The organism is Candidatus Brocadiaceae bacterium, assembly GCA_012728835.1.
GTDB lineage: Bacteria > Planctomycetota > Brocadiia > SM23-32 > SM23-32 > JAAYEJ01.
Genome location: JAAYEJ010000051.1, coordinates 35,759 through 62,220, shown reverse-complemented (window position 1 = coordinate 62,220; position 26,462 = coordinate 35,759). Strand labels below are relative to the sequence as shown.

Genomic DNA, 26,462 nt, shown 5'->3' with positions numbered 1-26,462 from the left:
TGGGGCAGGACGTGGTGTGACTTGCAGACCTCGGCCTGCGTGTGTTCCCCGGCCAGCAGGGCGAGTGCCACGCGGGCCTTGAACTCCGGCATGAACTTGCGTCGCTTCGGCATGACTGCTCCCTCCTCTGTCAGGACGGTACCCCGAACTAAGGCACCTGTCCAGTTTCAGGGGTGCAGTGCAGGCCTTCACCACAGGACTGCGTGCGGGGGAACTGCGGTCACTGACGCTGGAGAGCGTGGATGTTCAGGCGGGGGCTCTGATTCTCGATCCGGCCTGGACCAAGAACCGAAAGCCGGGGCTGCAGCCCATCCCGCGGCCATTGGTCGGGAAACTCATTGAGTTCGGAAAGGCTGAGAAGGCTAAGCCTCTTTACGAGCGGCATTACGGCCCCAGGGACGCAAGGCCGAAGGGCATTCCGGAGAACCCGTTGCTCTTCGTGCCGACGCAGACAGCCAGAGACTTGCGCAAGGATCTCAAAGCCGCAGGCGTTCCCGATGTCAAGCCGGGAGAAGGCAGAGTGGACTTCCACGCCTGCCGCGCAGCTTATGTCACCTTCGTGATGGAAGCCGGCGCGACGGCAAAGGAAGGGCAGACGCTGGCTCGCCACGCTACTCCGGAACTCACCATGAACGTATACGCGAAGGCGCGCGACGAACGTCTCTGGGAAGTGGTGGAGAAGGTGGGGGAGACTATCCTGTCAGGCACAAATCGTGCCCTATCCGTGCACTCGGACGCCCCAGAGGGACCGGATGAAAACCCTAACTCCTTAGCCAGCAACGATTTACGGAAGACAGGGGATGGTGGAGGCGGCGGGAATCGAACCCGCGTCCCATGGCCCTTCTGGCCGAAGCTTCTACGCACGTAGTCAACCTACGTTTGTCTCGTCGGCGCGCCTCCGATTGACGGGATGCGCCGCCGACCAGCCCGTTTGCCCGGTTCTGCCGGGTTCCCCGCCGGCGACGTGGCCGCGCTCAGAGCGGGTCAGCCTGCATTCTTTTCGCCTCACGCAGCCCGACAGGCACGGACTACGAAGGCGCGGCTGCATTTACGCAGCCATTGCGTATGCCGGTGTAGGCTCGGCATGTTTGGTTTTGCCAGGTGTTTTACGAGGCCTCCTGACAACCTCGGTGCGCCACTTCCGCCTCCGGAGCCAGGTCGAAGCCCTTTCGCCCCCGGTGACTTGAACCCCATTATAGCCGGGGCGGGGGCTGCTGTCAATGCGTTCATCCATCGCCCAGAGGCCGAGTCGAAGTCCGAACTCTCCGGCGGCCAATGACTTACGGTTGCTCCGGGAGCGCCCAGACCTTGCACGCGACGTCGCCGACGAAGGCGGGCAGGTCGAAGATGAGTGTGCCGCCTTCGCAGGCGACCTCCTTGCGCTCGATGGGCCGGCCGGCGCGCGTGTCCCAGACCTCGACGGCGTAGCGGCCGTCCGGGGTGCCCGGCAGGCGGAGCGTGGCGGGGGTGGCGGTCTCCTCCTCGCCGATGGCGTGGGCGGTGAAGTAGTCGGGCGCCCAGATCCAGCAGAGGGCGCGGTAGGGGACGCCCGGGGCCTGGGCACGGAGGCACTGGGCGCGCAGGCGGCGTCGGCGCCGGTCCGTGTCGTTGGCGATGGCGCCGGCGGCGTCGTAGCCCATGCCGCGCCGGTCCTCGCCGCGCGTGAACGCGGCGACGGCTGAGAACATGCCGTAGAGGTCCCTGCGGTCGATCAGCACCCACCACCACGGGCAGGCGGTGCCGGCCATGGGGAGGGTGCAGGAGGCCCAGAGGGTCTCGTGCATGACGCGGATGGTGTGTTCGGCGTTCTCGGCATGTGCGGTGACGTCGGCCTCGGTGACCAGCAGGAGGAGGTCGAACTGGGTCTTGATGTATCGACGCATGGAGGCCAGTTCGCTGCTGAGGTCGGGGCTGAAGACGTGGGCGGCGAACAGGTCCATGTCGTCCAGTTGCAGCACGGGGAGGGCGTGGCGCGCAAGCGGCTGCCAGTAGTTGGTGGTCAGGAGGCGTCCGGACGGGTCGTGCGCCTTCAGGTGTTCGAAGACGGGGCGCACGAACTCGGCGACCTGCCGCCCGTATTCGACGGCCTGGGGGCCGCGGGAGAAGGCCAGGTCCGGTTCGTTGAAGACCTCCCAGGCCATGATGGAGGTTGCGTAGCCCCAGCGGGCTGCGATGTAGCGGACCTTGCGCAGGTAGTATTTGCGGGCCTCTTCGGAGGCATAGACCTCGACGGCCTCGTCCAGGGGGCCGCCGTAGCGGCTCCAGTAGGGGCTGCCCTGGCGCTGCTGGGGGTCGTTGCCCTTGAAGTCGCTCTCGACCGTGCCGAGTTCCCCATGGGATGTGAGCAGGAGCATGATGTAGACGCCGTGCTTGCGGGCGGTGTCCAGGACGTGGTCCAGGCACCAGGCGCGCTGGAGGCTGTAGCGGCCGAGGCCCTTGAAGTGGGTGTCGTAGTCCCGGGTCCATTCGATGCCGAAGCTCCAGGGGGACATCCAGATGCGGGCGAAGTTCTCGCCGGCGGCGCCCATGCGCTGCAGGAAGCGGTCGTAGGCGAAGGTGCCTTCGGCGGCGGGGATGTTGACGCCGAGCTTGCGGGCCCGCACGTCGAAGGTGGCGGCGATGTTGTGCCCGATGGGGTAGTAGAACGAGCCGTCGTCGAACTCCAGGTAGTCCGGATCCGCGGCGCTGCGGCGGACGAAGCCCCGGCCGCCGCTCTCGACACAGACGAACTGCCCGGGGTCGCTCTGCAGGAGTTGGCCGTCGTCGACCTCGATCCGGTAGGTGTAGGTGCCCGGCCGGCGGGGGGCGAAGCGCACCTTCCACTGGCTCCGGCCCATGGGCACGAGCACCTGGGCGCCGCGCTCCATGCGTCGCACGTAGCCCTGGTAGAAGAAGCCGGGCACGCGGACCGTGGCCCCGTCGGGGTCGGTGATGAGCGCCCGGACGTCCACCTCGTCGGGGTCGAAGGGGTTGTCGTAGATGCGGGCAAGGTGGAAGGAGAGTTCGAAGCACTCGTAGCGGCCGATGGTGGCCGCATTGGCGCGCAGGTTGTAGATGGCGTTCCGGGTCGGCAGGGCCTCCGGGTCCTGCCACAGGCGGACGCGGTCCACGAACAGGGGGCCGTCGTAGTCGACGTCGCCGAAGAACTTGACGCCGACCTCCTGGACGTCCTGGCGGCAGTATCCGTGCCAGGGCATGTAGTGGCCGGCGGGCTGCCAGTGGGGGCTGCGATCGGTCAGGTCGATCTCCAGATCGGTCCAGGCGCCGACGGTCAGGGCGCCCGGCGGCAGGTGCTGGAAGTAGGCCAGCTCGGCGTCCCGCAGGTAGACGATGGGGCGGATGCCTGCCGGGGCGTCCGGGGGGACGTACAGGCGGAGGGCCAGGTGCGTGAAGGCGTGCCAGCGTCCCCGCCCGTCGGTCAAGGCGCAGCCGATGCCGGCCTCGCCGGGCAGGCTTGCGCGGACGCAGAGGCCCTCCGCCGGGGCGTCCGAGGCCCCGGCGGCGGGGGCGGGGGTTTCGGACAGGCGGCCGCCGTCGAGCATGTGCCATCGGCAACCTTCGGCGTGGGGGCCGGAGAGGTGTTCGGCCGCCTGCGCCGGCGGGGCCAGGACGAGGACGGCTGCCAGGAGGAGTGCGGCGCGCATGCAGTCTCCCGTGTTCGCTGGAATGGACGGTGTCCCCATTATTATACACGCCCGGGGGGCGGGGCGTCAGGGCGGGGGGGCCCCCGCGCGCAAGCTCTGAAAGGGCTTGACGTTGCCGTAGTCAGGCGATACACTGTGCGCAGCAATAAGTCCGAGTAGTTGGGAAGATCCGGGGAATGGTGTACGTTCCTCTTCAGGTGGAATAGCGAACTGCTCTGATCGCCGTCATCCCAGCAATCTACGCGCGCCGGAGGTTTGACATGGGGTTTGTGGGCAAGGACATCCGGACTGCGAAGCACGCGAAGGTCTCTCTTTCTCTGCAGCCGCTGGAGCCGCGGGTGATGCTCAGTGGCGACGGCTGGCTGAGCACCGCGTCGCTGGTCGTGGCGCCCGCCTGGTTCGAGCGGACGCCGGACTACAGCGGCGGCGTCCAGGGCACACTGGGCGACTACGGGACCGAACTCAGGGAGTTGCGCGGGCGGACCGTCGAGGTGGTCAAGGACCAGTGGATCGTGCAGTTCACCGGCCAGGCCGCCCAGAGCGTCGCCGGCGTGGCCGAGAGCGCGACCCTGCTGTCCGGTGGCATCGAGTTCACCGTCCTGCAGGGGCTGGGGATGCAGGGGCAGATCCTGATCTCCACGCGGGGCGCCGAGGCCGGGGCCGTGGAGAGCTGGCTGAGCGCGAACCCGAACGTCGCCATGTACACGCCCAACGCGCTGATCCAGCCCCTGGCGGTGCCGGACGACACCAACTTCGCGCCGAATCAGTGGCATCTGAACAACACCGGGCAGAGCGGCGGCATCTTCGACGCGGACATCGACGCCGTCGAGGCGTGGGACACCACGACCGGCTCCTCGGGCATCGTTGTCGGCGTGATCGACACGGGCGTGGACTACACGCATCCGGACCTGGTCGACAACATCTGGGTGAACCAGCTCGAACTGGGCGGCACCCCCGGTGTGGATGACGACGGGAACGGGTTCATCGACGACGTCTACGGCTGGGACTTCTTTGCGGACGATGCGGACCCGATGGACGAGAACGGGCACGGAACACACGTGGCCGGCACCATCGGGGCCGCGGGCAACAACGCGATGGGCGTGACGGGCGTGGCATGGGACGTGAGCATCATGGCCCTGCGTTTCCTTGGCCCTGAGGGCGGACTGACCTCCGGGGCCATTGCGGCCATCAACTACGCCACGATGATGAAGGCGGAGTTCGACAACGGCGACGGCGACGGCAACCCCGGCGCCAACGTGCTGGTCACGAACAACAGCTGGGGAGGCGGCGGATTCGAGCCGGACCTGCAGACGGCCATCGCCGCCTACGGCGCGGTGGGCGGCCTGTTCATCGCCGCGGCGGGCAACGAGGGGATGGAGAACGACCTGTTGCCGCATTATCCCTCCAGCTACGATCTGCCGAACATCATCTCCGTCGCCGCCACGGACCACAACGACCGGCTGGCCAGCTTCAGCAACTACGGCGTGCGGTCGGTCGACGTGGCCGCGCCGGGGCACGGCATCTACAGCACGTGGCTGGCGGGCACGTATGCCAGCTTCCTGAGTGGCACAAGCATGGCGACGCCGGTCGTCGCCGGCATCGCCGTGCTGGCCTGGTCGGCCAATCCGGCCGCCTCGATGGAACAGGTGCGCGACGCCATCCTGGCCGGGGCGGAGTACATGCCGTGGCTGGACGGACTGGTTGCCACCGGCGGGCGGGTCAACGCGCTGGCGACGGTCCAGCGGGTGATGTTCGACGACCCGATCAACATCCCGGTGGCCGCGTTCGTGAGCGCTCCGGTCTCGGTGACGATCTACGACACCCAGGGGTTCGTGAACGTCGACCCGCTGGCGGTCGACGTGCGGTTCGGAGGCGGCCAGCAGATCAAGAGCGTCACGTTCGGTGGCGGCCCCGGGCAGGACGGCGTGGGCGTGGTGATCTCCGGTGCGTCGTTCGTGAAGAAGATCCAGGACAACCGCGCCGGCATGGCGAACATCACATACGTCGTCTCCAACAGCCCGGTCGGGAGCATCAAGCTGAGGTCCGGCGTCACCGGCGCAAACCTGAACGGGGCCGTGCTCGACGGGCAGATACTGCCGGATGACATCGACGGCGACGGCGTGACGAGCGATTTCACCGGGATCTACATCGACGGGCAGGCCGGCAAGGTCGACATCCCCCGGTTTGTCCCGGCGGACCTCTACTTCGGCGGCCTGGGCCAGTTGAAGGTCAAGGGCTCGGTTCTGGGCGACACCGTGGTGGACGGGAACTCCGGGAAGATCTCCATGGCGGGGACCGCCATCGGCGCGATCACGGTCGCCGGCTCCAGCTCGCAGATCGACATCGGCGGCAGTCAGTGGATGCCGATCCGCGTCGGCGGGAACTCCGGGAAGCTGTCCATTGGGGGCGCGATGGAGGGTTACTGGGACAGCAACCTGGTCAGCACCATCGACATCGGTGGTTCGGCGGCCGACATCCGTGTCGGCGGCGCGATCTGGTTCGGTTCCCACATCGTGATGGGCGGCACGCTGGGAGCGCTCCGGAGCGCCTCGATCATGGGATTCGACGTCTCTGAAGGGGGCGTCAACATGTTGGGTGTTCAGGTGCTGGCCGGCTTCTCGATCGGGAAGGTGGACGTGGGCGGAACGGTCTCCGGCCTCCGCATGCTGGCCGGCGCCGAGCTGGGTGCGGACCTTCAGGTCGGAGGGCTCGGCGCCGATGCGGACACCTACCGGCCCGCCAGTATCGGCAGTTTCCGCGTCAAGCACTCATTCGGCCTGTACGGCGGCGTGGGGAGCGTGACGAACTCGCTGATCGCCGCCGGAGCGACCCCCGTGATGGGAGAGCTGAACCTCGCGTACGCCGAGGCATACGCGGGCTTCCTGCTCGGGTCCATCGGCAAGGTGGACATCGCCGGGCAGATCGACGGACCGGGCATCGGCGCCTACACGTTCGGATCGCTGAAGGTCGGAGGGATCAGCCGGATCCAGAGGAGGATGTTCTTCGGTCCGGCGCTGCCCGTCTACTACACCGTCCTGTGAGCGGCTGCGTGAGCCTTTGATGGCGGATTGTCGGGTGCCGTGCCGGGGCGGCGGATGTCCTTGCCCGGTGTGGTGTGCGTTCCCCCTCTGGGTGTGGCGGCCGGTGCTGCAGCAGCCTGATGGGGCGGGGCTGCCGGGCAGCGCGTCGGGTTCCAGACAGCACGGGCCGTTGCGGTAAGGAGCGGGGTACGGACGGAATGGCGCAGTCCAGTGCACGAAGGCACATGGCGGTCATGCTCGGCGTCGCTCTTCTGGGCGCCCTGGCCCTGTGCGTCCCGCGCGGCGGCCCCATGCAGCCGGCCGGAACACCCCCCGTCGATCCTCCCGCGATCGGGGCGGTCGCCCACGCCGCCATGCGGCCGACGGTGTCGGCCCGGCAGGAGCCCGAGCGGCCCTTCACGCCGGAGGAATCCCCGGCCGCGCCCTCCGCGGACGATGGCGTCTCCGTGGTGGTGTGCGACGCCATCACGCTGCCGTTTCGCGACCTGGAGATCGCTGCCGAGATCGGCGGTGTGATCGGTGCCGTGGATGTGGAGGAAGGCGATCGGGTCACCAGGGGACAGGTGCTGGTGCGGTTTGCGGCCGGCGTGGTGGAGGCGCGGCGCCGGTGGCAGCAGGCCCAGACGGAGGCGGCCGAGGTGCAACTGAAGGCTGAGCAGACCAACTGCGAGGTCATCACGGCCGAGTATGAGCGTTCGGCCGACCTGTTTGCGCAGAAGGTGATTCCGGAGGTGGAGTGCGTGAAGGCCCGGCTCGATCGGGACCTGGCCGAGTGGCGGGTGCGTGCGGCCGAGGCGACGCTGACCGCCAGTGAGGCCGCCAACATACTGGAGGACGAACGGCTGGCACAGACGATCGTGCGTGCGCCGATCGACGGGCGGATACTGCGGATTGCCAAGCGCCCGGGCGAGGCCGTGGAAATCCACAATCCGATGCTGCAGATGGTCTGTCTGGACCCGCTGTATGTGGTCGCGAACGCGCCGATCGAGACATTCGGACGCATCCACCCGGGCATGACGGCGCGCCTGTCCATCCCGTATCTGGAGCGCGAACTCGAGTGCGAAGTCGTTGTGGTGGACAGGGTTGCCAATGTCGGCAGCGAGACGTACCGTGTGAAGCTGACACTGCCGAACCCCGACGGGTCCGTGGCGGCGGGCGCGCGGGGACCGCTTCGGTTTGAACTCAGCGAGTAGTCAAGCGATTCAACCAGGAAGGCGAGTGCGGCTATGGCCAAAGAGAGAAGCGATCAGGCGTCGGACGAGCAGCAGCGCGGCACGCTGAACCTCCGTTACGAGAACACGGCGACCGCCTATGCGAACATCGCGGTGTTGACGAGCACCCCGGAGGAGGTCGTCCTGAACTTCGGCACGAACATCACGCCGCCGACGGCTCAGCGCGAGGTCAACGCCGAGATATCCAACCGCATCATCATGACCTACCCGTCCGCCAAGCGTCTGGCGATGACGCTGGGCAACCTGATCAAGCGCTATGAAGCACGCCACGGCCTGATTGAGACCACCCCCCAGGTGGCTCCGGTGCCCGGCGCCGACGCCGAGCCCAACACGTAAGCGCAGGCTCGGTCCGCCCGGCCGGCGGCCGGGTCCGTCGGCCCGCGCGACGGGAGCGCGCTCTGCGGCCTGCGGCGGGATCGGATGTCCCAGCATGGAAGGGCGGCTCGGTCAGTGAGCACCTCAGAGACGCACCAGGGCCCCGCTGAACAGACGGCGCAGGACCGGGCCGATGCGCGCCTGCCGATCCTGGCGCTGATCGACTCGGTCCAGCAGGTCTGTCGCCCCGGCACCCCTCCGGAGACGTTCATCGAGGAGGTGCTGCGAGGTCTCGTCTCGCTCTCGGACGCCATCTACGGCGCCTACTGGCGTGTGGATGCGGAACGGGGCGTGCTGGACGCCGTGGCCGAACTCGCCCCGAAGGTGTCCGAGCAGGGCGCCCGGGCGTGGGGCCGGACCCTCGGCGAGATGGCGGCCGGCGTCATACGCCAGACCATCATCCGCTACCAGGCCGTCGGCGAGGCGGACGGCGAACTGCTGACGGGCGAAAAGCACATGGCCCTGGGCTTCCCGGTCCGGGGCGACGAGCAGACCGAGGGCTGCGTCACCGTCGTGGTGCCCCAGCGCAGCCCCGTCCTGACCGACGCCGGCATCGCGATGCTGCGCCTCCTGGCGGACTTCGGGATGCTCTATGGCGCCGTGAAGTCGTCGGCGCGCTACCAGCGATTCTACGACCTGCTCTCGGCCGCCTGGGAACTGGTGGGGGAGACGCTGGCGTTCACCCGCGACGACGAGATGGCGCAGGTGCTGGCCGACCGCTCGCGGGTCGCCTTCGGGGCGGAGCGCGCGTCGGTCGGGTTCGTGAAGGGCCAGAAGATCGCCGTGGCGGCCATCTCGGGCGAGGACATCCTGGACCCGCGCAGCAACATGGTGCGCCAGGTCGCCGCCACGCAGACGGAGGTCCTCGTCTCGGCCGAAGCGGGGCTCTACGAGGCAGCGGCCGCCGGCGAGGCGCGGGCCGAGCAGACCGTGCGCAACCCCCAGCACGAACTCCTGGCCACCGGACGGGGCATGCAGACCGTCTACACGGTCCCGATGCGGCGCGAAGGCGAGGTGATCGGCGCCTGGACGCTGGAGTTCGGCTCGACGCCACTGACGGACGAGCTGCGCCAGGTCATCGACATCGCCGCCGGGCAGATCGGCCCCGTGATGAACCTGGCCCGTCAGAACTCGCGCGGGCCGGTCGCGCGCACGCGCGACGCCCTGAAGGCGGCGGCCGCCTGGACGTTCGGCAAGGAGCATCCCTGGCGCAAGGCCGGCGCCCTGGCCGCAGCCGCCCTGGTCGCCTTCGCCGTGTTCGGGCGGGTGGAGTTCAACCTCAAGGGAAGCTGTACGCTGGAGCCGTACTACCGGCAGGTCTATGCCGCCCCGTTCGACACGACCATGCGGCGCGCGCCGGTGCGTCCCGGCGACACGGTGGCGCCGGGGGACGTGCTGGTCGGGTTCGACCGTGAGGAGCTGGACATGCGCCTGCGCGAGGCACGGAGCAAGCTGACCGGCGTCCGCAAGCGGATGGGCACGCTGCTGGGCGAACAGAAGGTGTCCGAGTACGAAGAGGCGAAGGCCGAAGGGGAGATGCTCCGGGCGGAGATCGACCTTCTGGAGAGCTACCTGGCGCGGGTGGAGCTGAGGGCGGAGTTCGCGGGCATCGTGACGGCCGGCGACCTGACGCACAGCGTCGGGCGGCCGGTCAAGCAGGGGGAGCAGTTGATCGAGGTGGCCCCCCTGGAGGAGATGGTCCTGGAGGTGCAGGTCAGCCAGGGAGACGTGCACTACCTCTCCCGGGGCCAGGCGGGCCGCTTCACGACGAAGGCGAAGCCCGACCAGGCCATCGAGTTCACCGTGGGCAACGTGCGCCCCATGCCGGAGGTGCGCGGGGGGGCCAGCGTCTACGTCGCCGAGGCCCTCGTGCGCAACGACGACGGCTGGCTCCGGCCGGGGATGGAGGGCGCCGCCAAGGTGCGGGTGGACCGGCGCAACGTGACCTGGGTGTGGACGCGCAAGCTCCTCAACTGGGTCCGCATGCGCCTGTGGTGGTAGAGGGGGGAGGTGCGTGATGCTCTTCGGGCCGAGGAAGCCGGACTTCGACCTGTCCAGCGAGCTGGAGTTCGAGGAGTACGCCCCCCAGTTGCGCGAGCAGAAGCCGCGGCTGCGGCCGGACACGGACGTGGTGCCCCAGACGTTCCGCGGCGCGCGCTGCTTCGTGCTGCAGGACCCCGTCAGCCTGCAGTACTACCGCATCGGCCTGGTGGAGCGCGAGATCCTGGCCCAGATGGACGGCCAGACGACGCTCGGCACGGTCTACGACCGCCTGCGCAAGAAGCACGGCAACGACGCGCCCTCCTTCCGCGAGCTGGCCCAGTTCGCGCTCATGCTGCGCCACGCGAACCTGACCGTGCCCGACCCGGGGGAGGAGTCGCGCTGGGGCGTTGAGCGCGCCATGAAGAAGCGGCGCGACCGCAGGAAGCAGAAGTTCGCCAGCTTCATGTACGTGACGATCCCGCTGGTGGACCCGGAGCGCTTCCTGAACGCCACGATGCCCTACGTGCGGTGGGTGTTCTCGCGGGGGTTCCTCCTGGTCTGGCTTCTGACGATCGGGGCGGCGATCGTGGCGTTCTTCTACAACGCCGCCGAACTCATGCGGCCGGCCAACGGCATCCTGGCCCCCGGCAACCTCGTCCTGCTCTACGTGTCCTTCATGCTCATCAAGGGCTGCCACGAGCTGGGGCATGCCTACGCCGCGAAGAACCAGGGTGCCGAGGTGCATCGGATGGGGGTGATGTTCCTCATCTTCATGCCGCTGCTCTACGTGGACACGACGCCCGTCTGGGCGTTCCCGGGCAAGTGGCACAAGGTGCTCGTGGGCTGCGGCGGCATGATGACGGAGTTGTTCATCGCCGCCCTGGCGCTGTTCGCATGGTTGTCGCTCGAACCGAGCCTCCTGCGCACGATCCTGTACAACATGATCTTCATCGCCAGCGTCTCGACGATCCTGTTCAACGGCAACCCGCTGCTGCGCTACGACGCCTATTACATCCTGGCGGACTACCTGGAGATCGCCAACCTGCGCCAGCGCTCCAGCGAGTACCTCCTCTACCTGGTCAAGCGCTACGTCATCGGCCAGCGGCTGCCCGCATCAACGGACTCGCCGCGCGAGAAGGCGTGGTTCGTGGGCTACGGAGTGCTCTCGACCCTGTATCGCTGCGTCATCGTCACGGGGATCATCCTGTTCATCGCCTCGAAGCTGTTCTTCATCGGGGTCGCCCTGGCGGTCGGCGTGGCCGTCCTGTGGGTGCTCACCCCGCTGGTGAAGGTGCTGAAGTACGTCTTCTTCGCGAAGGAGACCCGGCCGGTGCGCGCCCGGGCCGTGCTGGTGACCGGGGCGACCGCCGCCGCGCTCTTCGTGCTGCTGGGCGTGCAGCCGGTCGCCAGCAGTGTGCGCGTGCCCTGTGCCATGGAGCCGCATGAACTGCAGGTGCTCCGCGCCGACTGGCCGGGGTTCCTGGACAGGGTGTTCGTGTGCGACGGGCAGCACGTGACTGCCGGCCAGACGCTGGCCGTCATGAGCAACGAGCAGCTCGACTTCAGCATCCTGCGGCTGCAGAAGACGATCGCCGGCGCCCGGGCCCGCTACCAGCGGCTGGTCGGCAGCGACCCCGCAGCGGCCCAGGCCGTCGCGTACCGCCTGGAGATGCTGGAGAAGGACCTGGCGCAGCTCAGGGAGCACAAGGAGTCGCTGACGATCCGGGCGCCCTTCGACGGGCAGGTCATCGCGCCGGAACTGGAGCGCGTCGGCGGGCTGTTCCTGCAGCGGGGCGATCAGATATTCACCGTGGCGTCGCTGGGCAAGCTGCGGGTGATCGCCGTCGTGGACGGCGCCGACGTGCCGGTGATCCGCAGTGCGCTGGACGCCCCCGTGCGCATCAAGTTCCGCAGCACGCCCGACCGCGTGTTCGAAGGCATCATCGAGCGTGTGCGCCCCGCGGCCACCACCACGGCACCGCCCATCTCGCTGACGAACGTCGGCGGGGGAGATGTGCTGATGGATCCGGAGGCGCCCGATCGGGACCGGACGCTGCTGCCCTGGTACCGGGTCGACGTGGTGCTGGACCAGGGCTCCGAGGCGCCGCCCGTGGGGGTGACGGGCACCGCGCGCTTCCTGGTCGGGCGCCAGCCGCTGGGCGAGCAGTTCTGGCTGCGGCTCCGGCGCGTGCTGCACCGGCGGTTCCTGATCTGACGGTCAGCCCCAGGAGGGAACGCCCAGCGTGCCCTTCATCTCCTCGAGCTTCTTGTCCCGCTCCAGCAGGTCCAGGCGGATGCGCAGGTGGCGGGCCTCGATCCTGCGCTGAGCCAGCTCGAAGACCAGGATCCAGTGACGGCCCGGCGGGCGCCCCTTGCGCCGCGCGGCCCGACGCCGCAGCCAGGCGGCCACCGCACGGTTCCAGCGGACCAGGAGTTCGTCTTCCAGCGACACGAAGAACTCGAAGCTGCCCGGGTCGCCCTGGCGGGCGGCGCGCCCGCCGAGTTGCCGGTCGATGCGTGCGGCCTCGTGCAGCTCGGTGCCCAGGACGTGCAGGCCGCCCAGCGCCTCGACGCCGGCCCCGAGCATGATGTCCACGCCGCGGCCCGCCATGTTCGTGGCGATCGTCACCCGGCCGGGCCCGCCGGCCTCCGCGACGATGGCGGCCTCCTCGGCGTGGTGCCGGGCGTTCAGGACGCTGTGGTCGATGCCGCAGTCGGTCAGCATCCGGCTGATGACCTCGCTGCGGTAGACGGACCGGGTGCCCACCAGCACCGGGCGCCCCTGCGCGTGCAGTTCGCGGATACGCTCCAGGATGGCCGCGTACTTCCGGTCCCATGTGCTGAACACGCGGCAGGGATGGGCGCGGCGGATCAGCGGCCTGTTCGTGGGGACGGCCAGCACGGGGAGGTTGAAGACCCGGCGCAGCTCGCCCCGCGACTCGCGCGCGGTGCCCGTCATGCCGGCCAGCTTCTTGTACAGGCGAAAGTAGCGCTGGAACGTGACCGACGCCAGCGTCCGGTTCTCGTCGGTGACCGCGACGTCTTCCTTGGTCTCGACCGACTGGTGCAGACCGAGCGACCACGACCGGTCCGCCAGCATGCGGCCCGTGAACTCGTCGACGATGGACACCTTGCCGTCGACCAAGAGGTAGTCGCGATCCCGCTCGAACATGTGCTCGGCCTGCAGGGCCTGGCGCACCAGATGCTCGAACGGGCGGTTCGGCGGCAGGGCGGGCGCCGGCGTCCGGCGGGCCTGGGCGATGCCGGACGTCGTCAGCTCGACGTTGCGCCGCGCCATGTCCAGCGTGTAGTCGCGGCCCGCCCGGAGCTGCAGGGCCAGCGCGCGCGCCGCGCGATAGGCGGCCGCGTAGGGCGATTCCGCCTCCTCGCGCTCGGCGATGATCAGCGGCACGCGGGCCTCGTCGATCAGGATGCTGTCCACCTCGTCGACGATGGCGAAGTGGTGCGAGCGCTGCACGCGCTGCGGTCCGGCGTTGGCGCTCGACTCGAGGATCCCGCCCCGGCGATGGCGTCGTGCGGCATCCTGACGCAGTTGGTCGCGCAGGTAATCGAACGCGAACTCCTTGTTGGTTCCGTAGGTGATGTCCGCCTGGTAGGCCTTCACCCGGTCGCCGTCGGACATGCCATGGACAACGCAGCCGACCGTCAGGCCCAGCGCGCGGTAGATGCCGCCCATCCATTCGGCGTCGCGCCCGGCCAGGTAGTCGTTGGTCGTCACCACGTGCACGCCGCGTCCGGGCAGGGCGTTCAGGAAGGCGGGCATGGTGGCCACGAGCGTCTTGCCCTCGCCGGTCTGCATCTCGGCCACCCAGCCCCGGTGGATCGCGGCGGCGCCCAGCACCTGCACGTCGTAATGACGCTGGCCGACCGTGCGCCGGGCTGCCTCGCGCACCAGGGCGAACGCCTCCGGCAGAAGTTCGTCCTGGGTGGCTCCCAGACTCAGGCGCTGGCGGAGCCGGGCCGCAGCCCCCTTCAGATCGGCATCGGACCGGCGGCCGACCTCGGCCTCCAGGGCGTTCACCTGTTCGAGCGCGGGCCGGATGGCCCGCCGCCTGATTCGACCGGCGACTGCGTATGGGAGATCAGCGATCCACATGGCTACCGATGCAGGGCGTCGGGCGGCGGATGCGCGCCGCGCGGAACGGAAGCGGCACGCGGCCTCCGGCGTGCACCCCGGGCGGTTCGTCCGCAGGGACCTTTATAGCAGAGGGCCGGGCCGGGCGCAACCGCGCGTGCGTGCGCCGGCGCTTGCTTGACAGCACGCAGCCCTTTGTTTACAAATAGGAGGCGTCCGCCGTGTCCCCCGCATGCCGCACCCGCCCGCCTCTCGGCGCAGGTGTCTTCGTGGGACCGACCCGACAACCAGGCAGAAGGAGGCAAGATGGCACCCGACGACCGTCGTTACACGCGCAGCCATGAATGGATCAGGATCGAGGGACACGACGCGCTGGTCGGCATCACGGAGCATGCGGCCGAGCAGCTCGGCGACGTGACGTTCGTGGAACTGCCCGTCCCGGGGCAGAAGCTCCGGTCCGGACAGCCGTTCGGGTCGATCGAGTCCGTCAAGGCCGTCAGCGATCTGAACGCCCCGCTCGACGGCGAGGTGGTCGCGGCCAATGACGCACTCGAGTCCGAGCCCGAACTCGTCAACGCCGATCCCTTCGGCAACGGATGGCTGATCCGCGTGTCGGTCGCCGATCCGGCCCAGGCCGAGGGGCTGCTCACGGCCGCCGAGTACGAGGCCTTCCTGAGTGAGGAGGAGTAGGGCGCCCACGGGCGCCCATCGTCATGCCCTACATCAGCAACACGGACGAGGACCGGCGGAGGATGCTCGCCGCCATCGACGTCGAGAGCATGGAGGACCTCTTTGCGGACATCCCCTCCGAACTGCGCGCCCGCAGCTTCCGCCTGCCCGCCGGGCGTTCGGAGATGGACGTGCGTGCGCACCTGCGCGACCTGGCCGAGCAGAACGACACCGGCCTGGCCGTCTTCCTGGGCGGCGGGTTCTACGACCACTACGTGCCGGCCGCCGTCGACGCGCTGCTGCGGCGCGGGGAACTCTACACCCCCTACACGCCCTACCAGCCCGAGGTGTCCCAGGGGACGCTCCAGGCCATCTACGAGTACCAGACGGCCATCTGCCGCCTGACCGGCATGGAGGTGGCCAACGCCAGCCTCTACGACGGCGGCACGGCGCTCTGCGAGGCCGTCATGATGGCGTTGCGCACGACGGGCCGCAGCCGCGTCGTCCTGGCCGGCGGCGTCAACCCCATCTACCGCCGCATGCTCGCCGCCTACACCCGCAACCTGCCGGTCGATCTGGTGGACCTGCCGCCGCACCCGGGGCCGACCGACCGCGCCGCCGTGCGCGCCCGACTGGACGGCGAGACGGCCGCCGTGGTCCTGCAGAACCCCGACTTCTTCGGCGGCGTCGACGACCTGTCCGACGTCGTGGAGGCAGCCCACGAGTGCGGCGCCCTGGCGCTCATGGGCTGCTACCCCGTGTCCCTGGGCCTTCTGAAGACGCCCGGCGAGATGGGTGCGGACATCGTCACGGGCGAAGGGCAGAGCCTGGGCCTGCCGCTCTCCTTCGGCGGCCCGTACCTCGGTTTCATGGCCACGCGGCAGCGGCACGTGCGCCAGATGCCGGGCCGGCTCGTGGGCCGGACGGCCGACTCGCGCGGGCGGCGCGGGTTCGTCCTGACCCTGCAGACGCGCGAGCAGCACATCCGGCGCGAGCGGGCAACCAGCAACATCTGCACGAACGAGGCCCTCTGCGCGCTGGGGTCGCTGATCTACCTGACACTGATGGGCCGACAGGGGCTCAAGGACCTCGCCCGGCTCTGCGCCGACAAGGCGGCCTACGCCCGCCGGCGGCTCGACGGCGTGCCCGGGCTGCGCGTCGTCGCCGGCGGCCCCACGTTCAACGAGTTCGTCTGCGAACTGCCCGAGAACGCCGCCGAGGTCGCCGGCCGGATGCTGGAGGCCGGCTGCGCGGCCGGGCTGCCGCTCGGACGCTACTACGACGGCATGGAACGCCTCCTGCTGGTTGCGGTGACCGAACGGCGCAGCAAACGCCAGATCGACTCCCTTGCGCAGGCGTTCGAGGAGGTGCTGTGATGAGGCTGATCTACGAGCAGAGCGTCGCCGGACGTCGCGCCCACCGACTGCCGTCCCGAGACGTGCCCGAGGAGGCCGCACTGCCCCCCGGGTGCCTCCGCGCAGAGGACGCCGCCCTGGCGGAGGTCTCCGAGCTGGACGCCGTGCGGCATTTCACGCGGCTTTCTCAGCGCAACTTCTGCGTGGACACGAACTTCTACCCGCTCGGCTCGTGCACGATGAAGTACAACCCGCGCATCCTGGAAGACGTGGCGCGGCTGGACGGGTTCGCGCAACTGCATCCCCTGCTGGCCCAACTGCCCGGCGGCGAGTCCCGCACGCAGGGCGCGCTGCAGGTCCTTCACGACGCAGGGGAGCTGCTCTGCGAGATCACCGGCATGGCCGAGTTCACCATGCAGCCGATGGCGGGCGCTCACGGCGAACTGACCGGCGCGATGATCGTCGCCGCCTACCACCGGGCGCGCGGCAACCGGAAGACGAAGGTGCTGATCCCGGACTCGGCGCACGGCACGAACCCCGCCAGCGCCGCCCTGGCCGGCTTCGACGTCGTCGTTGCGCCGACCGACGACAGCGGCGTGCTCGATGCGGACGGGGTGCGCGAACTCGTCGACGACGAGACGGCCGCCCTCATGCTGACCTGCCCCAACACCCTGGGCCTGTTCAACCCGAACGTGCGGCGGATCGCCGACGCCGTCCATGCGGTGGACGGCCTCGTCTACTACGACGGCGCCAACCTGAACGCCATCCTGGGGCGCGTGCGGCCGGGCGACGTGGGCTTCGACCTCGTGCACCTGAACCTGCACAAGACGTTCGGCACGCCGCACGGCGGCGGCGGGCCGGGCGCCGGGCCGGTCGGCGTTGTGGAGCGCCTGCGGCGCTTCCTGCCCACGCCCGCCGTGGAGAGGCGCCCGGACGGCACGTTCGCGCTGGCGGTCGACCGGCCGGACTCGATCGGTCAACTCGCGCCGTTCTACGGCAACTTCGGCGTCGTGCTGCGCGCATACGCCTACATCCTCGCACTCGGCGGCGAGGGGCTGGCCCGCGTCGCCGAGAACGCCGTCCTGAACGCCAACTACCTGCGCACCCGCCTGCGCGCGCACTACGATCTGCCCTTCGACCGCACGTGCATGCACGAGTTCGTGCTCAGCGCGTCGCGGCAGGCCGCCGGCGGGGTCCGGGCGCTCGACGTGGCCAAGGCCCTTCTGGACAGGGGATTCCATGCCCCAACGGTCTACTTCCCGCTGACCGTGCCCGAGGCGCTGATGATCGAGCCCACCGAGTGCGAGAGCCGTGAGACGCTCGACGCCTTCGCCGATGCCATGATCGAGATCGCCGAGACGGCCCGGCGCGATCCGGACAGCCTGCACCGGTGCCCGACGACAACGCCCGTGGGACGGCTCGATGAGGTGGCGGCCGCCCGGAAGCCGGACCTCTGCTACGTGCCCCCCGTTCCGGCCGAGAACGGCGGCTGATGCTCCCCCTGCGGTTCGATGCCGACGATCCCGCCGGCCACCTGGCCTGCGACGAGATGACGCTCCGGTGGGCCGAATCCGGCCGCCTCGGCGAGTGCCTGCGCGTTTACGAGGTCCATCGGCCCGCCGTGGTCCTGGGCGTCTCCTCGCGCTGCGTGCGCGACGTGCACACGGACGCGTGCCGGCGCGACGGCGTGCCGGTCCTCCGGCGCGCTTCCGGCGGCGGCACCGTCCTGATCGGCCCGGGCTGCCTGAACTACTCCGTGACGCTCGACACCGAGGCACGGCCCGCCCTCCGGGGCGTGCACGCCTCCTACGACTGGATTGTGGGGCGTCTGGCGGCCGCCCTGGCACCGCAGTGCCCCCGCTGTGGCCGGGCGGGGCTGTCGGACCTGGCCGTGGACGGGCGGAAGGTCGGCGGCAGCGCCCAGAAGCGCGGCCGTCGCTTCGTCCTGCACCACGGGACACTGCTCTACGGCCTGCGGATCGCCGACCTGTCGCGGTACCTTCGGGAGCCGGAGGCCCGGCCGGAGTACCGGGGGGGCCGCCCGCACGGCGCCTTCGTGGCCAACCTGCCCTGCGGCGCGGCCGCTCTGTGTGCGGCCCTGGCGGTCGCCTTCGAGGCGGCTCGGGCGCAGCCGCCGTTCGAGGTCCGGGGGGACATGCGGCGCGAGGTCGAGTCCCTGGCCGAGGCCCGGTACCGGAACGACGAGTGGACCCTGCGCCGGTAGGCGAGCGCCGGCGCGCCGTCCCCGCGCCTCAGTCCTCCTCGACGCGGTGCAGCGACACGAGCCGGCAGGGCTCGCCCTCCCACGACGTCTGCACGGTCCGCATCCGTGCGGTAACCGGCGGCCTGTCGGCCCGCTCGACGCGGATCTCGGCGGTTCGGCCGGCGACGGCGGGGAAGACGAACGGTCTGTCCTGGACCTCGCTCGCCTTCATGCCCAGAAGGGCTTCGGCAGCCGGGTTGATGTAGCGCACCTCGCCGGTGCGGCCGATCACCAGGATGCCCGCGCCCACCTCCTCGACCAGCCGGCGAAAGCGCACGCCGCTGACGCGCAACGACTCCTGCGTGCTGCGCAGATCCCGGAACAGCGTGGCGTAGGGCGCCACCAGCGTCCGTTCGATCACCGCCTTGTAGGCCAGGTAGAAGGACACGATCTTCAGGAGGTGCCCCAGCTTGTTCTGCCAGCCGTAGAGGTGGTGGTAGTGGGCGAACGATAGTTCCGAGAGGACCGTTGCGCCGATCGACAGCAGCAGCAACTGCATCACCCGGCGGTCCAGGTGCCGACGCCGGCGATACAGCCAGACCATGGACGCCAGCAGGAGCACGCAGATGGCATACTCGGCGAACCGCTTGAACCGCGTCAGGCCCTGCCCGGCCACGTAGCAGTCGGGGAAGACGTCCCAGTAGAAGACGGACAGAAGGAACACCGCCGTGGTGAGCGCATACAGCGGCACCACGACGTTGGCCCGCACCCGCATGTCCAGGAAGGCGACGAAGAGCAGCAGCGAGACGCTCTGCATGAACCGCGCGCCGATCCACAACTGCACCGGGTAGTCCGCGTTGGGGGTCGCCAGGACGCCCATGCCCTCGTAGATGAGCATGTGGAGGGCATCCAGAAGCGCCACGAACACGTAGGCGATGCCCAGGAGGAGGAAGTAGCTGTTGGGCGTGAAGCGCCGCGTGTTCCAGGCGACGATGAAGATCGCGCAGGCGATGACGATGCTGAACGTCTCGGCCAGGCCGTGGAAGAGCAGGTAGCTGTGCAGCTCCGTGGCCGCCAGCGCTACGAGCATGACGCCCGCGACGATCAGATCGCGCACGTCGTGCGCGGCCAGCCCTTCCTCCGGCTCTTCCGGCCATACATACTGCATGGCGCTCCGTCCCTGACCGCGCAGTCTGAAAGGGCGGGCCGCAGAACGGCGCGAGCCCCCGCGTGCTCCCGTTGCATCCTCCTTGACGATACCGCCGTCGGGCGGCACCGTCAAGGGGGCAATTGAGGGACCGTGCATGACACCCTCGGCCCATGGGCGGGCAACCGGGCGCGCGTGCACGGCGGGTCAGAACATCGATTTCCACGGTTCGAGGCGGCGCAGCGACTGGACGAACTGCGCAACCTGCGCCGTCTGGTACTCCTCGAGGTCGCAGCGCGTCTGCTCATCCTGCGGTTCGAAGAAGCACGTGGGGTCTTCCGCCAGGATGTCGCCGTTGTGGTAGTAGGCGAGTGCGCGGCAGCCTCCGCAGGCATCCCGGTAGCGGCATCGGCCGCATTTCCCCTTCAGGTTGCCTCTGTCCCGCAGGGCTGTGAAGGTCGGCGAGGAGAGGATGGTCTCGGCCAGCGGAGCCTGGCGCACGTTGCCGCACACGGCGCCGCTGTCGAGCAGTTGGACACAGGGGGCCACCCCGCCTTCCGCGCCGACGGCGGCGAAGCTCCGCCCGGCCTGGCAGCCAAGGCCCGAGATTCGCACGTTGGACCTCGCCCAGTGGTCCTCCAGCGATTCCGGGGCGGCGAAGAACGGGGTGAAGGAGATGTAGGCCAGGGGGTTGTCCGTCAGGGCGGGGTGGATGACGCCGCGCATGTCGTCCGAGTCGAAGAGCAGCTCGCGGAACTGCGCGCCGGCCCCCCTGGGCACGAAGGGAGCCCGAAGCACGGGCACCCCGGCCAGCTTCAGGAAGCGCATGGTGCGGTCCAGGCTGTCCAGGTTCTGTCGCGAGACGGTGACCAGCGCAAAGTAGTCCGCCCCTTCCTCACGGCACCGCTCGGCGGCCTCCAGCACGGTGGACGGGCCGTCGTCGCGGGTGGCCCGGTTCGTGTCCACGTCCAGCGAGTTCAGGGGCAGGGCGAAGACGACCTTCCCGCCGGTCGCCTCGACGGACCGGCGGATCGCGTCCGTTTCAACGAGCACCTTCCCGTTCGTGTTGACGAAGCTCCAGATACCGAGCTGCGCAGCGTAGGCGAGCAGCTCGTAGGCGTCCGGGCGCAGAAGGTGTTCCCCGCCGGAGAAGGCGACCGCGACGTTGGACGAGACCTTGGCCAGTTCGTCCAGAACCAGGGTCTTGGCCTCCTCGGTGGTCAGCTCGCGCCCCTCGGGCGGCGTCTCCGGGCGGGCCATGCAGTAGGCGCATTGCAGATTGCAGCGGCGCGTCGTCTCGAAGTAGCAGAGGAAGAAGCGGTCGTTCACGTGACTATGGCCTCCATGACGCTACGCAGATCGTTCATGTCCACGTCGGTGTCCGAGCACCCGGCCCGCAGCAGGGGTACGCAGAAGGCGGGCACCCCGAGCCGCTCGCACACGACGACGCCCATCACCGCCTCGATCGGGCAGCAGACGGCCAGCAGCGCCTTCGGGCGGGTCTCCTCGATCACCCGCATCACGGCGCTTCCGCCCTTGAGCAGCCGCACGCCCTTGTAGCCCAGGCTACCGGCGATGGTCAGTATCTCGTCCACCCTGCACGCCCGGCACCGCGCGCATACGTAGTCGCTGCTGTGCTCGGTCGCCTGGCAGTGCTCCGTGGAGCGCAGGCACTGCGGCAGCAGAACCAGTCGGTCGGCATAGGGCGTGCGCAGGTAGCGCATGGAGTAGCGCCGGTTCTTCTCGGCCACGATGGCGGTCAGGGTCTCGGCCATGTCCTCGTCCCGGCCGTTCGCCGAGGTCAGCCGTGCAACCAGTGCCTCCACTTCGGACGGTGGTTTGTTCATCGGTTCATACTCCGGCAGGGCGCGCGCTCCGGCCGACAGCGCCGGACTCGCTGAAAGACGCATGATACCGCGTCCCCGCCGCAAGCCGCAACGGACGGCGCCCGAGCGCGCCCGGCGGCCGCTACCGCACGTCGGCCTGCGGGCCGATGTAGGCGGTGGCCGCCACGACGTCGTCGAAGCGCATGACAACGTCCCTGACCGTGCGGGAGTTGTGCGTGTAGACACCCAGGTCGATGCGGTTTGCCTTCAGGGATGAGACGTTGCGGAGACGCAGGTTGGGGAAGTCGGCCAGCAGTCGGCCGTCCACCCAGAAGGCGATGCGGCCGTCGCGCCGGCCCGGCACGTTGGCGTGCACCATCAGCTCGTAGCAGTGCCAGCGCCCCTGCTCGGGGATGAAGTCCGGCCGGGGGACGAAGTGCTCCCCGAAGATGGGGGCGCGCGAGGGGACGACGCGGCCGGACGGGAAGAACTGGTCGCCCCAGCGGCCGCCCTGATCCATGTGGTAGACGTAGGTGACCAGCGGGCCGGGCGAAGGGACCTCGGGGCGGCTGCGCCACGTGTCCAGGACGACCGTGAACTTGGCAGAACCATCCGCCCGGATGCCCGGGCAGGCCTGCGGCACGCCCGGCGCCCGGGCGGCGATGCCGCCGCCGTTGTGCGCGCCGCCGTGGTGGAGGTCGTTGGACGCGTCGAACATGGCGTAGTAGCGCAGGAACAGGGCGTCGAACCCCGGGTCGAAGAACTTCTGCACGTGGGCGCCGCCGGGGGCGTCGCCGGGGCGCGGGATGCGCATCTCCAGCGCCTGGCCGTCTCCGTGCACGTCGTCGGGCGCGTCCGCGACGCGACAGGCGCCGCCGGAGGAGTCCCAGAGCTTCTCCTGCGCCTTCCGGAAGCCTCCGGGCAGCGGCCCGGGCTGGTAGCGCTCAAAGCCGTCGGCGAATACGACGGCGGAGTGCCGCTCGACGCCCCGGTCGCGGGGGTACTCGGCGGCCAGGCCGTATCCTTCGGGCAGTGACGCGAGCATGGCGGCTGCACCTCAGCAGGGGCAAGGGGCGGGAGGGCGCCGGCGCCGGACAGCCCTCCGGGGGATAGGATACGGGCCGCGGTGCCGAACGTCAACGCCTGCACTTGAGTAGTGACCGGTGGAGGTCTATCATCTCAGTGACATCGTCCGGCCGCCCCCGTGGCCCGCTTCGGGCCATCGGCCGGATTCGCAAGGCATCTGGCCGAGAGGTGCCGATGAGCGCGCAGACTGCAGAGGATCCCCTGGACGCGCTGCGTCGCCTGCCCCGCGACGCCGGCGGGTTGATTGCCGAGGCCGTCGGGCCGCTGGACCGGGCCATCCGGGAACTGGGCGTCCCGTTCCGCGCCTCGCACTACGCCGAGGACGCCCGGGACTGGGGTCCGGACGGCTGCGGCCACTACCAGGCCCATGCCGGCCGGTTTGCGTTCGCCATCGAGGCCGCCGAAGGCCGGGTGACCGAGTACGCCGTCTGCGCGGCCGAAGGCCCGGCCGGAGAGTGCGGGCTCTACGTCTCGGTCTGCGAATCCCACACCGAGACCGGCCCGGGCGAGCCGGGCAGCGGATGGGAGAGGCGACATCGTGTGGTGATCGACCGCATCGGCCTGGCCAGGCCGGCCGAGCTGTCGCTGTCACTCCAGGCGCAGATGATCGACGAACTGCACCAGGGCAACTTCCTTCGGGCCTACGGGGAACACGTGCGCAGGGTGCGCGAGGGCCGCGCGAGCGATCCCGTCCACCGCCCCTGGCTGCCCGGCTGGAGCGCGTCGGTGTGAGAGGGCGGCCCGTGCCGCACTTCTTCTACGGGCTGTCAGGGCTGCGCGCACGCCTCCGCCCGCTCCCGGGCGATGGAGAACAGCGTGTTGGGCTGGGTGGAGTCGTCGGGGTAGTGGGCGATCCCGATGCCCGGCGCGCCCAGGTCCGCCAGATGGGTCCGCAGCCGATCCACGATCATCCGTCCCCCGTTCCGGCCGGTCTCGGGCAGGATCATCACCACGTGGTCCCGGCCGGCATCGTGCGCTCCGGCCGCGGCGTCGGCGGGCCGCCGGCTGCAGACGACCTCCACGATGTCGGTGCTGCGCATGAGTGGGCGCATGCTGTTGAAGACGTGCCGCGCGCCGACGTTGTCGCAGTGGACGAACACCACCGTGAGGAAACGGCCGTAACGCTCCGCCCGGCGGACCTCCTCGGCGAACCGGGCCCAGAAGTACTCGGTGACTCGGAGCCGTTCGCTCAGTTCCTGTGAAGGCTGTTCCGCCTCGGAACCGCCGTTGCGCCGGGACTTCTCGGATGCGTCCATATCTGCCTCTCGGCCCTGAGTCATGCGGCTGCGCCAACCGCTGCTCGAATCGACTATGATATCGCAGGAGCCGCCGGCATCGCAAACGGAACCTGCGCGGCTGCCGATCGTCCTGCGGCAGCCGGCAACGGCAACGAGGCCGGGGTGTCAGAAGTAGTTCAGGCCGTAGTTGACGAGCGGCATGGGGAAGATCTCGTCGAGGGCGGTCGCGAGGTCCGAGTCGCGGGGCAGGTCCAGCGGCCGTTCCGTTCGTTGGGCCGGATGCATGAACACGAGTTCGGTCAGGGCGGTCCAGTCCTTCAGCAGCAGGCGCTCGGTGCCGGACGCGATCTCGATCGCGTCCGGGCGGACCTCGAACCGCAGCGTTTCGAACCGCTCCGGTCCCAGCCGTTCGCGGAACAGGGCGACCGATGCATCCCAGAACCGCTGCGGCGCGATGATGCCCACGGTGCCCCGGAAGCTGCGCGGCTCGGACGGCCACCCGAGGTCGGCGGCCATGCGGGCGAAATCGCGGTCCCAACCGCCGTAGAAGAGCTCGACCTCGTCGACCTTCTGCCTGTCCATCAGGACCGGCAGCGCGCAGAGGACCGCCCACCGCGAGCCCCCGACCTCGACGACGCGGGTCGAGTTCGGCGGCATGTCCTCGCCGTAGCGGCCGCCGATCTGGCAGGTCATCCAGGCGACGGGGCCGGCGCCGTTACGGCAGACCACGAACGTCCGGCCGCGGCCGTTGACGATGCTGGTCTGGCCGACCAGTCGGAGCATCTCCTCCGGGCTGCGGACGAACCGCACCGGCTCCTCCACCTGCATGCGCATCAGCGCGGGGAGGTCGTCCGAGAGGGCCGGGCGCAGATCGTAACGCTCGCTCAGCGCTGCCGCGGCGGTCAGGCCGGCGCGGGGGATCCGGGAGACCTCGAAGTGCCCCACGGGCGCGTAGCCCGAATGGCGGTAGAGGCCCCGGCTGCCGGAGATCAGCACCAGGTCCGCGCCGTCTGCCAGGGCCTTGCGCCGGCAGTCCTCCAGGAGCTGCGTCGCCAGCCCCTGCCCGCGGTATTCGGGGTCCGTGCAGACGCCGCCGAACGTGCACGCCAGGTGCCGCGTGCCGCCGAGGACGACGGGGCGGTGGTTCATCGTCACGGCCGCCGTCACGCGTCCCCGGTCGCTGAAGACGCGCAGGTTCGGGCGCACGGCGTCCCCCGGCAGAGCGGGGCGGACGGGGGCGGGGGTGTCGGGGTGGAAGACGCGGCGGGCCAGTTCGGCGGCCGAATGGATCTCCTGCCCTTGTGCGGGTTTGGGGCCTTCCATGGTGACCTCTGTCAGACTCTGCGTCGGGAGGGCGACCGTCCGGAGGAGGGTCCGTGCGGATCCCCCTGTGCCGCCTGCCTGCGCGCTATCGGAGCGCGCGCCACTCGTCGATCATCGCCAGCGTGTTCTCCCAGGGCATCATGGGATGCGTGGAGGAGACGGTCGCGATGACGAGGCCGGTCTTGCCGAACGCCGTGAAGGCATCCCGGACGGCCTGCCGCACGACCTCGGGGTCCTTCGCGTACATGTGGAACGTGCTGCTCGGGCCGGTCCAGAAGCTCTTCCGATCCCCGAGCTTCGAGTGGACGCCGGCTGCGTCCATGTTTGCGAACCCGGTGTCCAGGTCACAGATGCAGTCGAAATCGATGCCCGCCAGGTAGTCGAGCATGGGCATGATGCCGCTATGCACGGTGTAGGCGGCCAGCGCGCCGCCGGCGTGGACGGCCTCGACCTCGGCCCGAAGGCGCCGGCCGAGGAAGCGCTCCAGCATGACCGGGCTGTAGAAGTCGCAGGTCTCGTAGAACCCGTTGCGCCGGATGATGTCGACGCCCGCCTCGACCGCGATCTCCATCATCCGCAGGCTGGCGCGGTGCTCCAGCTCCAGGAAGCCGTCGACCAGGTCGGGGCTCTCGATGACCATGGTGCAGATCGCCTCGGCGCCACACGCCATCAGGGCGCCCGTCAGCCCCAGGCCGATGCTGGCCTTGGTGGCCAGGCCCAGGGAGTCGGCGACGGCCTTCTGCCGCACGATGGTCGCGCGCATGGCGTCGACCTGTGCGTCGGTGTGCGGGGGCAGGACGACGTGGCGCATGCACTCCAGGTCGGCCTCGGTCTGGAGCCAGGGCTCGCGGTAGTGGGCGACGAAGTCGTGGTAGAGCGGGATGTCATCGCCGAAGGGCCAGAGTTCGTTGACCTCGACGGCGGCGTGCAACTCGCCGGACGGGGTCTCAAACACCTTGTGCAGCACCTCGCCCTCGCGCCAGGTGCGCGAGGTGACCTCGTCGGCGGGGCAGTAGGTGCCGTCCCAGAACAGCATCGAGACGACCGGATCGACGCCCAGGACGTCCAGCATGTAGCGGTACGGGGATTCGTCGGGGCGCCAGGGGTAGTTCCAGGGCTGCCCGTGCCGCTGCACCTCGGTCAGGTGGCTGAAGGACGGGGAACAGGGGACGTAGTCGACCGGCAGACGCCGGAGGGCGGCCAGCAGGCGTTCACGGGGCAGCATCGGGATGACCCATCTCGCA

18 protein-coding genes, 1 other RNA gene and 2 pseudogenes are annotated in these 26,462 nt (G+C 69.7%); 11 read left to right on the top strand and 10 right to left on the bottom strand.

Translation table 11 applies throughout. The annotated features are described in order from the left end of the window. Positions 1-115: 115 nt before the first annotated feature. A pseudogene (locus GXY85_08085) lies at positions 116-655 on the top strand (site-specific integrase). A gap of 146 nt (positions 656-801) precedes the next feature. Here the strand turns inward: GXY85_08085 and ssrA are convergent. Both ssrA and GXY85_08075 read right to left on the bottom strand, forming a co-directional pair. After that, positions 802-1,177, bottom strand: a transfer-messenger RNA (tmRNA) gene (ssrA, locus tag GXY85_08080). A gap of 103 nt (positions 1,178-1,280) precedes the next feature. Continuing rightward, complete coding sequence (locus tag GXY85_08075) at positions 1,281-3,644, bottom strand: DUF5060 domain-containing protein (protein ID NLW50786.1); 2,364 nt, start codon at positions 3,642-3,644, stop codon at positions 1,281-1,283. A gap of 341 nt (positions 3,645-3,985) precedes the next feature. On the opposite strand from GXY85_08075, the pseudogene GXY85_08070 reads away from it, so the two are divergent. The 5 genes and pseudogenes from GXY85_08070 (at position 3,986) to GXY85_08050 (ending at position 12,490) form a co-directional block, all read left to right on the top strand. Then, positions 3,986-5,272: pseudogene (locus GXY85_08070) on the top strand (S8 family serine peptidase). A 1,637-nt stretch (positions 5,273-6,909) separates the two neighbouring features. Next, positions 6,910-7,878: an efflux RND transporter periplasmic adaptor subunit gene (locus GXY85_08065; GenBank protein ID NLW50785.1), complete on the top strand. Its 969-nt coding sequence runs from the start codon at positions 6,910-6,912 to the stop codon at positions 7,876-7,878. Between the two features lie 33 nt (positions 7,879-7,911). After that, the gene (locus GXY85_08060; GenBank protein ID NLW50784.1) at positions 7,912-8,253 is read left to right on the top strand and encodes a DUF3467 domain-containing protein; all 342 of its coding nucleotides are present in this window, start codon (positions 7,912-7,914) and stop codon (positions 8,251-8,253) included. Between the two features lie 114 nt (positions 8,254-8,367). Continuing rightward, entirely contained in the window at positions 8,368-10,293 is a 1,926-nt protein-coding gene (locus tag GXY85_08055; protein ID NLW50783.1) for an HlyD family efflux transporter periplasmic adaptor subunit, read from the top strand. 16 nt (positions 10,294-10,309) lie between these two features. Beyond that, complete coding sequence (locus tag GXY85_08050) at positions 10,310-12,490, top strand: HlyD family efflux transporter periplasmic adaptor subunit (GenBank protein ID NLW50782.1); 2,181 nt, start codon at positions 10,310-10,312, stop codon at positions 12,488-12,490. Positions 12,491-12,493: 3 nt separating this feature from the next. Here GXY85_08050 and GXY85_08045 read toward each other — a convergent pair whose 3' ends face one another. Continuing rightward, complete coding sequence (locus GXY85_08045) at positions 12,494-14,392, bottom strand: preprotein translocase subunit SecA (protein NLW50781.1); 1,899 nt, start codon at positions 14,390-14,392, stop codon at positions 12,494-12,496. A 285-nt stretch (positions 14,393-14,677) separates the two neighbouring features. Here GXY85_08045 and gcvH point away from each other — a divergent pair, with 285 nt between their 5' ends. Genes gcvH through GXY85_08025 form a run of 4 tightly spaced genes read left to right on the top strand, consistent with a single transcriptional unit; the run spans position 14,678 to position 18,619 of the window. Next, positions 14,678-15,061, top strand: a complete 384-nt coding sequence (gene gcvH, locus GXY85_08040) for a glycine cleavage system protein GcvH (protein NLW50780.1) — start codon at positions 14,678-14,680, stop codon at positions 15,059-15,061. Positions 15,062-15,084: 23 nt separating this feature from the next. Then, a complete protein-coding gene (locus GXY85_08035) occupies positions 15,085-16,416 on the top strand; it encodes an aminomethyl-transferring glycine dehydrogenase subunit GcvPA (GenBank protein ID NLW50779.1) in 1,332 nt (443 codons plus the stop codon). Continuing rightward, positions 16,416-17,888 carry an aminomethyl-transferring glycine dehydrogenase subunit GcvPB gene (locus GXY85_08030; GenBank protein NLW50778.1) on the top strand — a complete coding sequence of 491 codons (1,473 nt, stop codon included), beginning with the start codon at positions 16,416-16,418 and terminating at the stop codon, positions 17,886-17,888. The genes GXY85_08035 and GXY85_08030 overlap by 1 nt, the downstream gene beginning before the upstream one ends. After that, positions 17,888-18,619, top strand: a complete 732-nt coding sequence (locus tag GXY85_08025; GenBank protein NLW50777.1) for a lipoate--protein ligase family protein — start codon at positions 17,888-17,890, stop codon at positions 18,617-18,619. Before GXY85_08030 ends, GXY85_08025 begins: the two co-directional genes overlap by 1 nt. Before the next feature lie 28 nt (positions 18,620-18,647). On the opposite strand, the gene GXY85_08020 is transcribed toward GXY85_08025, so the two are convergent. From GXY85_08020 to GXY85_08005, 4 genes are all read right to left on the bottom strand, one after another. Next, on the bottom strand, positions 18,648-19,766 hold the full coding sequence (locus tag GXY85_08020; protein ID NLW50776.1) for a PAS domain S-box protein: 1,119 nt from the start codon (positions 19,764-19,766) through the stop codon (positions 18,648-18,650). A gap of 186 nt (positions 19,767-19,952) precedes the next feature. Beyond that, positions 19,953-21,074: a radical SAM protein gene (locus GXY85_08015; GenBank protein ID NLW50775.1), complete on the bottom strand. Its 1,122-nt coding sequence runs from the start codon at positions 21,072-21,074 to the stop codon at positions 19,953-19,955. Then, positions 21,071-21,592, bottom strand: coding sequence for a DUF116 domain-containing protein (locus tag GXY85_08010; GenBank protein ID NLW50774.1), 522 nt, complete (start codon positions 21,590-21,592; stop codon positions 21,071-21,073). The genes GXY85_08015 and GXY85_08010 overlap by 4 nt, the downstream gene beginning before the upstream one ends. A gap of 121 nt (positions 21,593-21,713) precedes the next feature. Next, the gene (locus GXY85_08005) at positions 21,714-22,616 is read right to left on the bottom strand and encodes a hypothetical protein (GenBank protein ID NLW50773.1); all 903 of its coding nucleotides are present in this window, start codon (positions 22,614-22,616) and stop codon (positions 21,714-21,716) included. A 215-nt stretch (positions 22,617-22,831) separates the two neighbouring features. Here GXY85_08005 and GXY85_08000 point away from each other — a divergent pair, with 215 nt between their 5' ends. Further along, the gene (locus GXY85_08000; GenBank protein ID NLW50772.1) at positions 22,832-23,389 is read left to right on the top strand and encodes a hypothetical protein; all 558 of its coding nucleotides are present in this window, start codon (positions 22,832-22,834) and stop codon (positions 23,387-23,389) included. A 35-nt stretch (positions 23,390-23,424) separates the two neighbouring features. Here the strand turns inward: GXY85_08000 and GXY85_07995 are convergent, their stop codons facing one another. The 3 genes from GXY85_07995 to GXY85_07985 all read right to left on the bottom strand — a co-directional run bounded on the left by GXY85_07995 (position 23,425) and on the right by GXY85_07985 (position 26,443). Then, entirely contained in the window at positions 23,425-23,913 is a 489-nt protein-coding gene (locus GXY85_07995) for a hypothetical protein (protein ID NLW50771.1), read from the bottom strand. 147 nt (positions 23,914-24,060) lie between these two features. Beyond that, entirely contained in the window at positions 24,061-25,218 is a 1,158-nt protein-coding gene (locus GXY85_07990) for a GNAT family N-acetyltransferase (protein NLW50770.1), read from the bottom strand. A gap of 85 nt (positions 25,219-25,303) precedes the next feature. After that, complete coding sequence (locus tag GXY85_07985) at positions 25,304-26,443, bottom strand: hypothetical protein (protein NLW50769.1); 1,140 nt, start codon at positions 26,441-26,443, stop codon at positions 25,304-25,306. Between the last annotated feature and the right edge of the window lie 19 nt (positions 26,444-26,462).

Excerpts from the sequence above, each read along its gene's own strand:
- GXY85_08075 (NLW50786.1), bottom strand. The coding sequence starts at position 3,644 with ATGCGCGCCGCACTCCTCCTGGCAGCCGTCCTCGTCCTGGCCCCGCCG.
- GXY85_08065 (NLW50785.1), top strand. The coding sequence starts at position 6,910 with ATGGCGGTCATGCTCGGCGTCGCTCTTCTGGGCGCCCTGGCCCTGTGC.
- GXY85_08060 (NLW50784.1), top strand. The coding sequence starts at position 7,912 with ATGGCCAAAGAGAGAAGCGATCAGGCGTCGGACGAGCAGCAGCGCGGC.
- GXY85_08050 (NLW50782.1), top strand. The coding sequence starts at position 10,310 with ATGCTCTTCGGGCCGAGGAAGCCGGACTTCGACCTGTCCAGCGAGCTG.
- GXY85_08045 (NLW50781.1), bottom strand. The coding sequence starts at position 14,392 with ATGTGGATCGCTGATCTCCCATACGCAGTCGCCGGTCGAATCAGGCGG.
- gcvH (NLW50780.1), top strand. The coding sequence starts at position 14,678 with ATGGCACCCGACGACCGTCGTTACACGCGCAGCCATGAATGGATCAGG.
- GXY85_08035 (NLW50779.1), top strand. The coding sequence starts at position 15,085 with ATGCCCTACATCAGCAACACGGACGAGGACCGGCGGAGGATGCTCGCC.
- GXY85_08030 (NLW50778.1), top strand. The coding sequence starts at position 16,416 with ATGAGGCTGATCTACGAGCAGAGCGTCGCCGGACGTCGCGCCCACCGA.
- GXY85_08025 (NLW50777.1), top strand. The coding sequence starts at position 17,888 with ATGCTCCCCCTGCGGTTCGATGCCGACGATCCCGCCGGCCACCTGGCC.
- GXY85_08020 (NLW50776.1), bottom strand. The coding sequence starts at position 19,766 with ATGCAGTATGTATGGCCGGAAGAGCCGGAGGAAGGGCTGGCCGCGCAC.
- GXY85_08010 (NLW50774.1), bottom strand. The coding sequence starts at position 21,592 with ATGAACAAACCACCGTCCGAAGTGGAGGCACTGGTTGCACGGCTGACC.
- GXY85_08005 (NLW50773.1), bottom strand. The coding sequence starts at position 22,616 with ATGCTCGCGTCACTGCCCGAAGGATACGGCCTGGCCGCCGAGTACCCC.
- GXY85_08000 (NLW50772.1), top strand. The coding sequence starts at position 22,832 with ATGAGCGCGCAGACTGCAGAGGATCCCCTGGACGCGCTGCGTCGCCTG.
- GXY85_07995 (NLW50771.1), bottom strand. The coding sequence starts at position 23,913 with ATGGACGCATCCGAGAAGTCCCGGCGCAACGGCGGTTCCGAGGCGGAA.
- GXY85_07990 (NLW50770.1), bottom strand. The coding sequence starts at position 25,218 with ATGGAAGGCCCCAAACCCGCACAAGGGCAGGAGATCCATTCGGCCGCC.
- GXY85_07985 (NLW50769.1), bottom strand. The coding sequence starts at position 26,443 with ATGCTGCCCCGTGAACGCCTGCTGGCCGCCCTCCGGCGTCTGCCGGTC.